This is a genomic window from Devosia sp. P2_G7 (genome assembly GCF_056403495.1).
In genome coordinates, this window is record NZ_JBFUFI010000011.1 from 178,508 (window position 1) to 191,669 (window position 13,162).

The 13,162-nt window shown below is 66.2% G+C and carries 13 protein-coding genes; 7 read left to right on the top strand and 6 right to left on the bottom strand.

Features of this window, described 5'->3' with window-relative positions; all coding sequences use genetic code 11:
- Nucleotides 1–68: 68 nt before the first annotated feature.
- The gene (locus AC1DWU_RS17925; RefSeq protein ID WP_477151362.1) at nucleotides 69–773 is read right to left on the bottom strand and encodes a Crp/Fnr family transcriptional regulator; all 705 of its coding nucleotides are present in this window, start codon (nucleotides 771–773) and stop codon (nucleotides 69–71) included.
- 42 nt (nucleotides 774–815) lie between these two features.
- Nucleotides 816–1,196: a Crp/Fnr family transcriptional regulator gene (locus AC1DWU_RS17930; protein WP_477151363.1), complete on the bottom strand. Its 381-nt coding sequence runs from the start codon at nucleotides 1,194–1,196 to the stop codon at nucleotides 816–818.
- Nucleotides 1,197–1,391: 195 nt separating this feature from the next.
- Here AC1DWU_RS17930 and AC1DWU_RS17935 point away from each other — a divergent pair, with 195 nt between their 5' ends.
- The 3 genes from AC1DWU_RS17935 to AC1DWU_RS17945 are packed head-to-tail and all read left to right on the top strand — an operon-like array spanning nucleotide 1,392 to nucleotide 3,537.
- Nucleotides 1,392–1,730, top strand: coding sequence for an STAS domain-containing protein (locus AC1DWU_RS17935; RefSeq protein WP_477151364.1), 339 nt, complete (start codon nucleotides 1,392–1,394; stop codon nucleotides 1,728–1,730).
- Nucleotides 1,731–1,739: 9 nt separating this feature from the next.
- Nucleotides 1,740–2,219 carry an ATP-binding protein gene (locus AC1DWU_RS17940; protein ID WP_477151365.1) on the top strand — a complete coding sequence of 160 codons (480 nt, stop codon included), beginning with the start codon at nucleotides 1,740–1,742 and terminating at the stop codon, nucleotides 2,217–2,219.
- 34 nt (nucleotides 2,220–2,253) lie between these two features.
- Complete coding sequence (locus AC1DWU_RS17945) at nucleotides 2,254–3,537, top strand: PP2C family protein-serine/threonine phosphatase (RefSeq protein WP_477151366.1); 1,284 nt, start codon at nucleotides 2,254–2,256, stop codon at nucleotides 3,535–3,537.
- On the opposite strand, the gene AC1DWU_RS17950 is transcribed toward AC1DWU_RS17945, so the two are convergent.
- Complete coding sequence (locus tag AC1DWU_RS17950) at nucleotides 3,506–4,696, bottom strand: glycosyltransferase family 4 protein (protein ID WP_477151367.1); 1,191 nt, start codon at nucleotides 4,694–4,696, stop codon at nucleotides 3,506–3,508. The two genes, AC1DWU_RS17945 and AC1DWU_RS17950, sit on opposite strands and share 32 nt — an antisense overlap.
- Before the next feature lie 206 nt (nucleotides 4,697–4,902).
- Here AC1DWU_RS17950 and AC1DWU_RS17955 point away from each other — a divergent pair, with 206 nt between their 5' ends.
- Both AC1DWU_RS17955 and AC1DWU_RS17960 read left to right on the top strand, forming a co-directional pair.
- Nucleotides 4,903–6,129, top strand: coding sequence for an acyltransferase family protein (locus AC1DWU_RS17955; protein ID WP_477151368.1), 1,227 nt, complete (start codon nucleotides 4,903–4,905; stop codon nucleotides 6,127–6,129).
- Between the two features lie 4 nt (nucleotides 6,130–6,133).
- On the top strand, nucleotides 6,134–6,709 hold the full coding sequence (locus AC1DWU_RS17960) for a DUF1349 domain-containing protein (RefSeq protein WP_477151369.1): 576 nt from the start codon (nucleotides 6,134–6,136) through the stop codon (nucleotides 6,707–6,709).
- Between the two features lie 67 nt (nucleotides 6,710–6,776).
- Here the strand turns inward: AC1DWU_RS17960 and AC1DWU_RS17965 are convergent, their stop codons facing one another.
- The 3 genes from AC1DWU_RS17965 to guaB are packed head-to-tail and all read right to left on the bottom strand — an operon-like array spanning nucleotide 6,777 to nucleotide 9,977.
- On the bottom strand, nucleotides 6,777–7,181 hold the full coding sequence (locus AC1DWU_RS17965; protein ID WP_477151370.1) for a hypothetical protein: 405 nt from the start codon (nucleotides 7,179–7,181) through the stop codon (nucleotides 6,777–6,779).
- Nucleotide 7,182: 1 nt separating this feature from the next.
- Nucleotides 7,183–8,475 (bottom strand): RsmB/NOP family class I SAM-dependent RNA methyltransferase, encoded by a 1,293-nt coding sequence (locus AC1DWU_RS17970; protein ID WP_477151371.1) that lies wholly within the window; start codon nucleotides 8,473–8,475, stop codon nucleotides 7,183–7,185.
- Entirely contained in the window at nucleotides 8,475–9,977 is a 1,503-nt protein-coding gene (guaB, locus tag AC1DWU_RS17975; RefSeq protein WP_477151372.1) for an IMP dehydrogenase, read from the bottom strand. Before guaB ends, AC1DWU_RS17970 begins: the two co-directional genes overlap by 1 nt.
- Nucleotides 9,978–10,284: 307 nt before the next feature.
- On the opposite strand from guaB, the gene AC1DWU_RS17980 reads away from it, so the two are divergent.
- Together AC1DWU_RS17980 and AC1DWU_RS17985 are read left to right on the top strand one after the other, a co-directional pair.
- Entirely contained in the window at nucleotides 10,285–12,336 is a 2,052-nt protein-coding gene (locus AC1DWU_RS17980) for an elongation factor G (protein ID WP_477151373.1), read from the top strand.
- Between the two features lie 55 nt (nucleotides 12,337–12,391).
- The gene (locus tag AC1DWU_RS17985; protein ID WP_477151374.1) at nucleotides 12,392–12,634 is read left to right on the top strand and encodes a GIY-YIG nuclease family protein; all 243 of its coding nucleotides are present in this window, start codon (nucleotides 12,392–12,394) and stop codon (nucleotides 12,632–12,634) included.
- Nucleotides 12,635–13,162: the final 528 nt, after the last annotated feature.

The following is a 13,162-nucleotide window of genomic DNA, read 5'->3' on the forward strand; positions in this document are numbered from 1 at the left end:
GCGGGAAATAAAGCGCGGCCGGGGATTCCGCAAGTCTTGCCCCGGCAAGTCGATATCGGACGTTCGCACTAGGCGGTCTGCCCGACACCCTCCACGGCGTTAGAGCGCACCAGCTTGCCCGCGAGGTTGCGGTTGAGCGCCGATTCCAGCGTCCGCCGCAGTTGCGGGTCCGCTTCGACCGCGGTGTTGAGCCGGGTCTGGTCGAACACCAGGATCCGCGCCGGTTTCGCCACCGTGGCGGTGGCGCTGGCCGGCTTGCCGGAAAGGAAGCTCAGTTCGCCGATGTAGTCGCCGGGCCCGCAGATGGCCACCACCCGGTCGCCATGCTCGATCTTGACGATGCCGTCGGCCAGGTACATCAGCCGCTGCACCGGCTCGCCCTCGGTGGTGAGAACCGCGCCGGCCTCATATCGCTCGAGGTCCGACAGATCGAGCAGCCGCTTGATGGCACTGCGGTCGACGCCTTCGGGCATGTTCTCGGCAAAGTGCTGCTCTTCCTCGGCGAAGCGATGGTGGTACTCGTAGTACCAGATGATCAGGAGCTGCCCGATGTTGACGAGCACGAAGATCGTCTCCCACAGCACGCTAACCGGGTCGAACACGAAGAAGGCGCGGTAGACGATCTTGGCGACGCCGGAGGCGACCGCGAGGATACGCAGCGCCACCATCCGCCGCATCAGCATGGAGATGATCAGCAGGAAATAGGTGAAGTGGCCGAACAGTATCACCGGGTTGGAAAGGCCCCGCAGCAGTTCGTCCAGCATGGTCGTCATCTCGTGCAATCCCGAAAAGGCAGGGCCGTAAGAAGGCTATCGTCAGGCGCCGGGCATGGCTTGGTTGGCTTGGCGAAGCCGTTCGACAAGCACCCGCATCACGCTCAGGCCGAAGTAAGGTGCTTCGCTGACCATGAACAGGAATTGCTTCTCGCTGATCGGAACGACGACGCAGTCGGTCTCCGCGATCACCGTGGCGCTCCTCGGCCCGGCATCGATCAGCGCCATTTCGCCGAAGATCTCGCCCTCCCCCAGGACGCTGAGCGTTCGATTGCCCAGCCGCACCGCGACCTTGCCGCTGCGCACCATGTAGAACGCGTCGGCGGCGTCGCCTACATTGAAGATGATTTCGCCGGCCGCGACCGCCCTCGTTTCCTCGGTCGCGCGGTCCAGCAGCCCGAAGTCCGTGAACAACCCCGTCATCTCAGCCCTCATGCCACGCACGCCGCCCCACCGCGGCGTTCGCACACTGCTCGCACCGTTTCAAGCGAGGAAAATGCGTGGCGCCGCGAGGGGGAGCCGCGACTGTCATCTGACCGTTACATTTGTGCGCCCATAAGCAATATTCACTGGCCGGGCGAGGAAAACGTGCCTGCCGCAGTACAAATGGGGTTTGGTATGGAATGGACCGTGACCGACGTCGGCAATGGCGTCACGCTGGTGGAGCTCAGCGGCCGCATGGATGTGCCCGGCGCGCTCAAGGCTGACCCGGCATTCGCCGAGATCGCCCAGAACAACGATCACGTGATCGTGGATCTCGCCAAGCTCGATTTCCTCGCTTCGCTGGGGATCCGGACTCTCGTCACCACGTGCAAGGCCCTCAGGAGCAAGAACGGCGGCATGGTCCTGCTCTCGCCCCAGCCCAACATCGAGCAGGTCCTGCGTTCGAGCGGTATCGACACGATCATTCCGATCGCCAAGGACCGTGCGGACGCCGAGGCCAGCGTACTGGCCTAGGGGGCACCGATGTCGCTTCCGCTGCGCCATCACTCGGCTTTCCCTGGCACGATCGATGGTGCGGCGGGTGCGGCGACCTGGCTGCGCAACATCGCCGCTCGCGAGCTGCTGTCCGACAAGTTGGCGTTTGCGCTTGAGGTGTGCCTGGAAGAGCTGTTCACCAACGTCGTGCGCCATGGCGGCGGCGGCCACTGGGCCATCGATGACGCTGCAGCGGTGGTGTCGCCGCTGTCCATCCGCACCGCGTTGATCATCGATAGCGATGCAGTCGACCTCGTTGTAGAAGACAACGGCAAGTCCTTCGACGTCTCGCAGGCCCCGGCGAGCCCGGTTGGCGAACCGATCGAAGACCTGGCGCCGGGCGGGCTCGGCATGCAGCTGATCCGCAGCTTCAGTAACGACCTGCGCTACGAGCCTTTGCCGAACGGCAACCGCGTCATCGTGAATTTCTTGCGACCCTCGCGGGCGGCGTCTACAGCGGAAGCGTGACACAAAACCGTCACGTCTTACCGCGGACCGCTGAATGGCCCCCTATGCCCTGACCAGGACCGCCGACGTCGGCATCGGCGCGTTGGAAGCGCTGCTGGGCGAGCTGTCACCCGAACGGGTAGAGGCGGGACGCGTGCTGGTGCGGCAGGGCGAGTCCAGCGATTTCGCCTACTTCCTCGCTGAAGGCTCAGTCGCGGTATTCGCCGAGTCCGACTATGGCCGCGTGCAGCTGGCCTCGCTCGATGCGCCCCGGCTGATCGGCGAGCTCGGCGTTCTCGCCAATTTCCAGCGCACCGCGACCATCGAGACGACGACGCCGGCTTCCGTCTATCGGCTCAGCGGGCAACAGCTGATGCATGTCGGCCAGCAATCGCCGGAGTTCCTGCTCAGCGTCCTGAGCCAGCTGGGCCGGCAACTGGACGGCATGAACCGCGCGCTGACGCTGTATGGCAACGCGCTTACCGCGCTCGAGCGTCGAGAGTTCGACCCGCGCATCCTCGACGATCTCGTGCATCCGTCGCCGCTGCTGGTGACCTTCGCCAATACCTTCAAACGCTTCGCCGAGCAGATCATCGACAAGAGGCGCCAGAACGACGAGCTGGCGAGCGCGGCACTGATCCAGCGATCGTTCCTGCCCCGGCCTGAACTGCTGGAGCCGCTGCACGGGATGCTCGATCTCAGCGCCAACATGCGGCCGGCCCGCGACGTAGGCGGCGACTTCTACGATTACTTCCTGCTCGACCAGGATCGGGTGGCTATCGCCATCGGCGATGTCTGCGGCAAGGGCATCCCCGCCAGCCTGTTCATGGCGGTAGCGATCACCACGCTCCGCACCGCGGTGCAGGAAGAGCCGGACGTTGCCTCGGCCCTCGCTCGCATCAACGCCAGCCTTTGCCGCGACAACGATGCCTCGATGTTCGCGACGCTCTTCCTCGCCGTTATCGATCTGAAGACTGGCGAGCTCGAGTACGGCAATTGCGGGCACAATGCCCCTTACATCCTGTCGACCGGCGGCCGCCGCAGCCTTCCCGCCACCGGCATCCCCGTCGGCCTCATGTCGGACCGGCCGGCCGGTGCGGCGAGGGTTGCGCTCAGTCCCGGCGACACGCTGGTCCTGTTCACCGACGGGGTGACGGAAGCCATGAACCCGGATGTCGAAGAGTTCGGCAACGCCCGCCTCGAAGCGCTGCTCGACGAGTACGGCCACTTGCCCACTGCCGAGCTGACCGCGCGCTTCTTCGCCGACGTCGATGCATTCGCAGCCGGGGCCGAGCAGGCCGACGACATCACCTGCCTGACGATGCGCCTCGCATCGTGACGTCTGCGTACACTTCGGCCGATCTGCGTGCCATGACGCTGCGGTCGAACTGGGCGCGGCCGAACTCCGCGGCGTTGACCGACATCTGCTGCAGCGTGCCCGCATCGGAAAGCTCCAGGATGATCTCGGCCAGCTTGTCGGCGTCGTCGAAAGGGACCAACCGTCCGTTCCAGCCGTCGCGGATCTGATCGAGCGCTCCGCCACTGGGTGTACGGATCGGCACGGCACCGCAGCACATGGCCTCGGCTACGACGAGGGCAAAGCCCTCGACGCGGCTTGGCAGCAGGAACAGGTCTGACGCCCAGTAGACCTGGCGCAAGTCAGTGACAAAGCCGAGGAAGCTGAACAGCTCGGTGTCGGCCTGCGACTGGTGGGCGACGTCGCGTATCTCCTCCTCCTGGTAGCCGCCGCCAACGATCAGGCACCGCAACTCGCGCTCGGCTAGGGCCTGCCGGACCTGCCGCAGCGCGTCGATGACGAGATCGTGGCCCTTGTTCCAGCTCAGCCGTCCGACGATGGAACAAACCAGCGCCTGATCGCTGCACCTGAGGGCTCGGCGCGCAGCCTGCCGTTCCTCGAGGGTCGGCGGGCGAAAATGGTCGACGTCGACGCCCGCGAGGATCTTCGAAACGCGCTCAGCAGGGACGCCGCAGGCGTCGATCAGAAAGCGCTCGATTTCAGTGGAGAGGGCAAGGAACCGGGCCGGCGGAAGCAGGCGCAGCACCGACCGGTAGCGGCGGGGATTTGCGAACTGGCTCCGTTGAGCATCCTGCGCGCCACGGGCGATGTGGACCGAAGGGTGAAAGGTCGCGACGACCGGCCGCTTGGCCAGCCAGCCCAACGCCCGCGCGATCAGCAGCATCGAGAAGCCGTGCGCGTGCAGGACCTCCACGTCGTACTTCTTAAGCTCGCGCAGCAGGGTTCGCAGGCGTCCCGGAGCCGGCACCCTCATGTTGCCGCGCTCGCAGACGATCCAGGCCGCCGCGATCTCGTTCAGCCGATCGAACCGCAACTTCGAGGACGCGTCGTACTGCACGGGGCCGGAAATAATGACTACGCGCCACCCATTGTCGCGCAGTCCCTCGATCAGCGCCTCGCAATGCGATGCAACGCCGTCATCGCAGGTCACGCCCGCCAGGAGAAATGCTGCTGTCCTCATGTTTTCCACGAGCCCGACGCATACTGTTCACCGCGGCTCATTGGCGTCAACGCCAGCGCGGCACCGTCGAAATGCAGGCGGCCGACGCCGCACTGACCGCTGGAGGAGCCGATGGGGCTTGCGCGGCCCGGACTGGCAGTGGCAAATGTAATCGATTGCAGCGTCATCCGCACAGCAGATGCGGAGCTGCGGTATGAGGGGAACCGATGACTGACAACCGCCTGAATGGTGCCGATTTCGTGCGCGCCGCCGCCTGCCTCACCGTGCTGTTCCACCATCTGGCGCAGCGCATGAGCTGGAACGACAATCTTGGCGCCGTCGAGTGGTTTCGCGTGTTCGCGTGGATCGGCACGTTTGGCGTGGCGATGTTCTTCGTGCTCTCGGGGTTCCTCCTGGCGCGGCCGTTCTGGCAGGCGCTGGATCGTGGCGAGGCCGCCCCCTCGCTCGCCACCTACGCGATGCGCCGCGCTGCCCGCATCCTTCCCGGCTTCTGGCTGGCATTGCTCGTCACCTTCGTGCTGTCGATCACCGTGTTCGGCGCCAAGCTGGATGGGCAACTGGTGCTGCGGCTGTTCGCCGGCATCTTCACCGTCGCCGATTGGCACTGGGTGACGCTGTTCCCGGTCGAGGTGAACGGCCCGCTCTGGTCGATCAGCTTCGAGGTGACCTCATACGTATTGCTGCCGCTTGGCTTCGCCCCGCTGTTCCTCGCCGGCCGCTGGGTGGGCAAAGGCTGGCGATCGCGGCTGCTGTGGGTGGGGGTGATCGGGCTGGCGCTGGTCGCACATTGGCTGTTCACCCGATACTACCGCGTCGACATGCACCAGCGCGGCTGGGATTTCGGCCTGATCGGCGGCGCCAAGACCTGGATGCCGCGCTTCAATCCCTTTGCCTTCTTCGCCATGTTCGCCATCGGCGCCCTGGCCGCGGGGCTGCAGGTGCGCTGGGCGCAGTACCGCAACATGCTGTTCGACGCCGTCGCGATCGCGGCGATCGGCTGGTCGCTCTACCTCATCGCCGTGCAGACGACGGCCGAGACCCCCGATGGCTGGGGCTGGCTCGGAGTGCCCTACGGCTTCCCGTGGTTCGTGCTGGCGATCGGGCTGTTCCTCTCGGCTGCCCCGTCCAGCGTCTTCGTTGGCAGCCTCCTCGACAACCCTGCCACTCGCTACGTGGCGCGCATCTCGTTCGGCATCTACATCTGGCACTATCCGGTGCTCGAGCTGGTGCGGGTCTACTGGGATCCGCTGATCGATCACGGCAAGGCAAGCGACCCGACGCGCTTCGTCGTCACCTGCGCCATCATCACGGTGATCACTTTCACCGTGGCGCACCTCTCCTATCACCTGGTGGAAAACCCGATGATCCGCTGGGCGCGCGGCAAGGAGCGGCGTGGCGCCGCCTCCCCCACGCTTTCTCCGGCGGCAGGTTGATCCGATGAAGGCCGGCAAGAGCTTCTGGCGCAACCAGCCGCCCTTCTACGAGGAGCGCGGCGATACGCTGCTGGTCCGGACCGGCAAGGACACCGACTACTGGAACAACACCTTCTACGGCTTCAAGCATGAGAACGGACACTTCCGCGCCACCGAGGTCAGCGGCGATTTCAGCTTCGAGGTGACGTTCTCGGCCAACTACCAGCGCCTCTACGATCAGGCCGGGGCGATGCTGTTCGTCGATGGCGAGAACTGGCTCAAGTGCGGCGTCGAGTTCACCGACGGGGCGATGCACTTCTCGGTGGTGGTGACGCGCGACGACCAGTCGGATTGGTCGGTGCTGAAGCTCGGAGGGCTAGCCGATGCGTCGGTAACGCTGCGGCTGACCCGCCATGCCGAGGCATTACGGGTGCAACTGCGCGAGCCCGACGGCAACTGGCAGTTGGTCCGCCTCTGCTACCTCAGCATGGGCGAGACGGTGGAAGTCGGCCCGATGACCTGCTCCCCCACAGGCGAAGGGCTAGAGGTCAGCTTCACCCGGCTGGCGTTGGGCGAGGCGATTTCGCGGGAATTGCACTAGGGGCCGGAGCAGGACGCCGATCCCTCAGTCGGGTCACCTTCTCCCCTTGTGGGAGAAGGCAGGCGCCTCACTCCGTGATCGTGCAATCCGCAGCAATATCCAGCGGGAACTTGCCGCCCTGCCCTTCGGCATCGGCATAGACGATGTCGACGGTTTGCTCGTCGGCGGACCACAGCGGATGGGCGTTGAGCAGCACGGCGTGGGTCTGGGTCAGGCTGAAATGGCACCCCCGGCGCGACTTGCTGCCATCCGGCGCCGTGGTTTCGGCGATGACGCGCCGCTCGCATGCCGTCTCGCCGCACTGCTCGCCGATATCCAGCGCGATACGACCCGACGGCGAGACGAAGTGGTGCCTGGCGCTGATGCCCGGAATGGCGAACCAGATCACCGCCCCGACGATCAGCAGGAATGCGATCGAGCCGACGCTCACGACGGCGACCAGTGGGACGCCGCTGTCTTCATCCCGCGCCATCTCAGCCCCGCTGCATCGCGATAACGTAGAACCCGTCGGTGCCGGTAAGGTGCGGGGTCAGCGCCACGCCACCCTCCGGCGAGAACCGAGCGCGCAGCTTCGAGCCGGAGAAATGGCTCATCCACTGCTTGTTGCCGGCGATCGCCTTGAAGTCCGGGTTGGCCTCGAGGAAAGCCGTCGCCTGCAGGGCGTTCTCGGCCGGCAGCACCGAGCAGGTGATGTAGACGAGCGTGCCGCCCAACTTCACGTACTTCGCCGCCTCGATGAGGATCGCGCGCTGCTCTTCGACGCGCACCGCCACCTGCTCCGGCGTCAGCTTCCATTTCGCCGTCGGCTGGCGCCGCCAGGTGCCCGAGCCGGTACACGGCGCATCGACGACGACGCGATCGAGCTTGCCCACGAGATCGTCGAGCACACCCTCGCCCGGCGCGCGGACCTGCACGTTGCGGGCGCCGGCGCGCTTCAAACGATCATAGATCGGGGCGAGCCGGGTGCGGTCGCTGTCATAGGCGAAGATCTGGCCGCGGTTCTGCATCGCAGCGGCCATGGCGAGGGTCTTGCCCCCTGCCCCGGCGCAGAGGTCGAGCACCTGCTCGCCGCCGCGCGCGCCGGCCAGAGCCGCGACGATCTGGCTGCCGAAGTCCTGCACCTCGAACCAGCCCTTGATGTAGCCTTCCTCGCTCTGCACGTTCGGCGTGCGGCTGTCGCGCTCGCCAGCCGGAAAGCGGATGCCGTCAGGGATGATCACCGTCGCATCCGGCGCAAAACGACCGAGCGCCCGCAGCGCCTTGTCGCGATTGGCCTTCAGGGTGTTGACGCGCAGGTCGAGCGGCGGCCGGCCGGCGAGGTCATGCGCCTCGGTCACCCAGTCCTCGCCAAAACTCTCGGCGAGGTGCGGCGCCACCCATTCCGGCACATCGCCGCGCACATGGTCCGGCGCGCCCGCAAGCGGATCTGCCGCCGTGAGCTTCGCTGCCTCATCCGCATCGATCGGGGCTGGCGCGAACCGATCACCGCCGAAGCTTTGGTTCAGCTCCTCGATGTTCTCGCCCCACTCGCGCACCACCACGCTCAGCACCAGGGCGCGCGGCGCGTCCGAGCCCATAGCCCAGGCGTGCGAACTCTTCCGGCGCAGCGCGTCGTAGACCAGGTTGCCGATGGCGGCGCGGTCGCCCGCGCCGGCAAAGCGGTTGTTGAGCCCCCAGGCCTTCAGCGCCTCGGCGACCGGGCGCTTGTGCGCGTCGATATCGGCGAGCACATCGATGGCGGCAGCGATCCGGCCGGGCAGCCGCATCAGTTGCCGCCGCGGTAGTTCGGGCTCTCGCGGGTGATCGAGACGTCGTGCACGTGGCTCTCGTTGAGCCCGGCGCCCGAGATCTTCACGAACACCGAGTTCTCGCGGAAATCCTGCAGCGTCGGCGCACCCGTGTAGCCCATCGCCGCCCGCAGGCCGCCCGCCAGCTGGTGCAGCACGTTGCCGGCAGCGCCCTTATACGGCACCTGGCCCTCGATGCCCTCGGGCACCAGCTTCAGGCTGTCCTGCACTTCCTGCTGGAAGTAGCGGTCGGCCGAGCCGCGGGCCATGGCGCCCACCGAGCCCATGCCGCGATACGACTTATAGGAGCGGCCCTGGTAGAGGTAGACCTCGCCCGGGCTCTCGTCGGTGCCGGCAAGAAGCGAACCCACCATCGCGCAAGAAGCACCACCGGCCAATGCCTTGGCCAGATCGCCTGAGAACTTGATTCCACCATCGGCGATCACCGGAATGCCGTGCTTGTCGCCTTCCTCGGCGCAGGCCATGACAGCCGCCAGCTGCGGCACGCCGACGCCCGCGACGATGCGGGTGGTGCAGATCGAACCCGGCCCGATGCCGACCTTCACCGAATCCGCACCCGCCTCGATCAGCGCGCGAGTGGCTTCGGCGGTCGCGACGTTGCCGGCGACGATGCGGGTCGAATTACTCTCGCGCTTCACCCGCTCCACCGACTTCAGCACCCCGCTCGAATGGCCGTGCGCCGTGTCGATCACCAGCAGGTCGACGCCCGCATCGATCAGTGCCAGCGAGCGCTCGAAGCCTGCATCGCCGACACCGGTCGCCGCGGCGACGCGAAGCCGCCCCTGCGCATCCTTCACCGCGTGCGGGTTGAGCTGCGCCTTCTCGATGTCCTTGACCGTGATCAGCCCGACGCAGCGGCCCTCGTCATCGACCACCAGCAGCTTTTCGATGCGATGGGCGTGCAACAGGCGCTTGGCCTCGTCCTTGCTGACACCGTCGCGGACGGTGACAAGGTTTTCGTGCGTCATCAGTTCGGCGATGCGCTGGCGCGGGTTGGTGGCGAAGCGCACGTCGCGGTTGGTGAGGATGCCGACGAGCTTGCCGATCTTCCGGCCGCCCGCACCGCCATTCTCCACCACCGGAATGCCGGAGATGTGGTTGGCCTCCATCAGCGCCAGCGCGTCGGCCAGCGTCGCGTCGGGGCCGATGGTGATGGGGTTCACCACCATGCCGCTTTCGAAGCTCTTCACCGCGCGGACGTGTTCGGCCTGCACCAGGATGTCGAGGTTCTTGTGGATCACGCCCATGCCGCCGGCCTGCGCCATGGCGATCGCCATGCGGCTCTCGGTCACCGTGTCCATGGCGGACGACAGGATCGGGATGTTGAGGAAGATGTCCTTGGTCACCCGCGTGCGGATGTCGACATCGGTCGGCAGCACGTCGGAGCGCGCAGGCTGCAGCAGCACGTCGTCGAACGTCAGTGCGCTATCGCCGGTGATGGAAGTAATGATCTTCGCCAAGGGTCGGGCCCTTCCCTTCTGAGCATCAGAAAAACGGAAGCCCGCAGTGGGAACGACTCGACGTCCGGCTGCGGGTTGGCGAGGGTGATTACCACCGGACTCGGGGTTTGGGAAGGGTGCTCTCTGCAGGGCTGGTGCGCGCCGCCTTCCACCGGGGTAACCTCGGTGATCCACAGCCCCCCGACGCCGATTGGCTCAGCCCCTCTGGAGCGCTACAGTATCACTGCGGACGCGCCTCAACGGTGCGAGGAACACGCACCGGGGAGGACGTCGCCAGAGGAACAAATCACGAACACAGGAGGAGTAGATGGCAAACGACAACGGCAGACAAGCCGGGCCCCGGTGCATCGCGCTGGTGGGGCCGTTCGCGAGCGGCAAGACTTCGCTGCTCGAAGCGATCCTGATGCGCACTGGGGCCATCACCCGACAAGGCCACGCCAAGGACGGCAACATGGTGGGCGATGCCGCACCGGAAGCCCGCTCCAACGGCATGAGCGTCGAGGTCAACGTCGCCGAAACCGAGTTCATGGGCGACCGCTACACGTTCATCGACTGCCCCGGCTCGGTGGAGTTCCAGTATGAGGGCCTGCCCGTCCTCGCCGGCGCCGACATGGCGGTGGTGGTGGCGGAAGCCGACCCCAAGAAGGTCGCCGCCTTGCAGTTGATCCTCAGGGATCTCGAGGCGCGCCAGCTGCCCCACCTCGTCTTCCTCAACAAGATCGACCGGCTCTCGGGCCCCGTGCGCGACATCCTCACGATGCTGCAGCCGGCGAGCCGCGTGCCGCTGGTGCTGCGCCAGTTGCCGATGACCAAGGGCGGTGTCGTCACCGGCTGCATCGACCTCGCGCTTGAGCGGGCGCATGTCTATCACGAGGCCAAGGAGAGCGAGATCGTCGCCCTGCCCGATGGCGAGAAGGCCGACGAGGTCGCCGCTCGCACCGCGATGCTCGAGCAGATCGCCGATTTCGACGATGTGCTGATGGAGCAGTTGCTGGAGGACGTGGCGCCGGAAAAGGACCTGATCTTCAAGGACCTGGTCGAGGAGATGCGCGCCGGCAAGATCTGCCCGGTGTTCATCGGCTCGGCCGAGCACGGCAACGGTATCACCCGCCTGCTCAAGGCGATCCGCCACGAGGCGCCGACGGTTAAGGAAACGCGAGCCCGCCTCGGCCTCGCCGATGGCACCGGCACGGTGGTCCAGATCATGAAGACCATGCAGACTGCCCGCAGCGGCAAGATGTGCGTCGCCCGTGTGCTCAGCGGCAGTGTCGCCGATGGCGCGACGCTCCGCTCCGCCGATGGGCGCGAAAGCAAGGTGTCGGGTATCTTCCGGGTCATGGGCCAGGAGACGCAAAAGCGCGAGGCGGCGAAGGAAGGCGAGACCGTCGCCCTTGGCAAGGTCGAGGCGGCCCGCACTGGCGATACCCTGTCGGCCGGCCGCATGGTGCCCGACCTGATGCCACCGCCCGAGAGCGTGCCGATGATGGCGATCGCCGTATCGCCAAAGGAGCGCAAGGACGACGTCCGCCTTTCCACCGCTCTGCAGCGCATCCTCGAGGAGGACCCGTCGCTGCGGCTCACGCACGTGCCCGAGACCGGCGAGACCGTGCTCGAGGGACACGGCGAGATGCACCTGCGGGTGGTCATCGAGCGGCTGACCAACCGCTATGGCGTGCCGGTCACCACCTCGGTGCCGCGCATCGCCTATCGCGAAACCATCAAGAAATCCGCCAACATCCGCGGCCGGCACAAGAAGCAGTCGGGCGGTCACGGCCAGTTCGGCGATGTGGTGCTGACCATCAAGCCGCTGCCGCGCGGCGCCGGGCTCGGCTTCGACGAAAAGATCACCGGCGGCGTGGTGCCACGCCAGTACATCAGCTCGGTCGAAGCAGGCGTCCGCGAGTATTTCGACATGGGCGGCCCACTCGGCTTCCCGGTGGTCGACGTGGCCGTGACGCTGACCGACGGCTCGTATCATACCGTCGACTCCTCAGACATGGCGTTCCGGCAGGCGGCGCAGATCGGCATGCGCGAAGGCATGCCGCAATGCGAGCCGGTGCTGCTCGAGCCGGTCATGGAGGTGACGGTGCATTGCCCGAGCGAAGCTACGGCGCGCATCAACGCCATCCTCCCGCGCCGACGCGGCCAGATCGTCGGCTCCGACACCCGCGATGGCTGGGACGGCTGGGACGACATCCACGCGTATGTTCCAGCGGCGGAGATGCAGGACCTGATCATCGAACTGCGCTCGGCGACGGCGGGCGTGGGCAGTTTCGAACAGGAGTTCGACCACCTGGCGGAGATCAGCGGGCGGTTGGCTGAGGAAGTGGCGAGCAAGTACGGGAGGCAGGCGGCTTAGGCCTGCTGATGTTGACGGCGTCCGCCTGCGTCGATCCGATGTTTCGGGGGCGCAGGTGGGCAAGCAGTTCTTCGTCTACATGATGGCAAGCAGCAAGCGCGGCACGATCTGCACTGGCGTGACGTCGAACCGTGTTGCGCGCGTCTACCAACACCGAACCCATGCCATCGCCGACAGTTTCACCGCCCGATACGGCGTGACGAAACTGGTCTGGTTCGAGGAAACGGCAATGCCGAGTCCGCGATCCCTCGTGAAAAGCGGATCAAGGAATGGCGTCGAGCGTGGAAGGTGGAGCTGATCGAGGAAACCAACCCACAATGGGACGACCTCTGGGACCTGATCGTCTCCTGACCAACCACCTCCACCACCATCATCTAGATGCTGCCATGTCCCGATCTAACCCACCCACTAGCCGTCATCCCGGCGAAAGCCGGGACCCACTGCTCGAACGGTTGGTCTGGGCACGACCCCATCCGGTCCATCACAGCAAGGTCGGACGTGCTCGCGCGGGTGGATCGGCCCGTGCACTGGGTCCCGGCTTTCGCCGGGATGACGGCAGGTGGGAGGGGCAAAAGCGAGCACACCGAAATTTCTTATCCCCCCACTCCCCACCCATGCGATTCTCCCCCCGTCCGCTGCACCGAAGCGAGATCATGACGAGTGGTTGGTGCGGKGGAGACCGGGTGGGCTGCGGGTCGCTGCAGTTCAGGCGGAAACCATCACGGCAAGGACCGGTTCGCCGGTCAAGCCGCTATCACGCGAGGGCTGCTCGATGCGGAGTGGCCCAAGGGACGAAGCCTGGCACGCATGAGCCGGGCGGGAGCAA

Bases quoted from the DNA above. Each gene is read 5' to 3' on its own strand.
- AC1DWU_RS17925 (WP_477151362.1), bottom strand. From the start codon at position 773: ATGACGACCATGCTGGACGAACTGCTGCGGGGCCTTTCCAACCCGGTG.
- AC1DWU_RS17930 (WP_477151363.1), bottom strand. From the start codon at position 1,196: ATGACGGGGTTGTTCACGGACTTCGGGCTGCTGGACCGCGCGACCGAG.
- AC1DWU_RS17935 (WP_477151364.1), top strand. From the start codon at position 1,392: ATGGAATGGACCGTGACCGACGTCGGCAATGGCGTCACGCTGGTGGAG.
- AC1DWU_RS17940 (WP_477151365.1), top strand. From the start codon at position 1,740: ATGTCGCTTCCGCTGCGCCATCACTCGGCTTTCCCTGGCACGATCGAT.
- AC1DWU_RS17945 (WP_477151366.1), top strand. From the start codon at position 2,254: ATGGCCCCCTATGCCCTGACCAGGACCGCCGACGTCGGCATCGGCGCG.
- AC1DWU_RS17950 (WP_477151367.1), bottom strand. From the start codon at position 4,696: ATGAGGACAGCAGCATTTCTCCTGGCGGGCGTGACCTGCGATGACGGC.
- AC1DWU_RS17955 (WP_477151368.1), top strand. From the start codon at position 4,903: ATGACTGACAACCGCCTGAATGGTGCCGATTTCGTGCGCGCCGCCGCC.
- AC1DWU_RS17960 (WP_477151369.1), top strand. From the start codon at position 6,134: ATGAAGGCCGGCAAGAGCTTCTGGCGCAACCAGCCGCCCTTCTACGAG.
- AC1DWU_RS17965 (WP_477151370.1), bottom strand. From the start codon at position 7,181: ATGGCGCGGGATGAAGACAGCGGCGTCCCACTGGTCGCCGTCGTGAGC.
- AC1DWU_RS17970 (WP_477151371.1), bottom strand. From the start codon at position 8,475: ATGCGGCTGCCCGGCCGGATCGCTGCCGCCATCGATGTGCTCGCCGAT.
- AC1DWU_RS17980 (WP_477151373.1), top strand. From the start codon at position 10,285: ATGGCAAACGACAACGGCAGACAAGCCGGGCCCCGGTGCATCGCGCTG.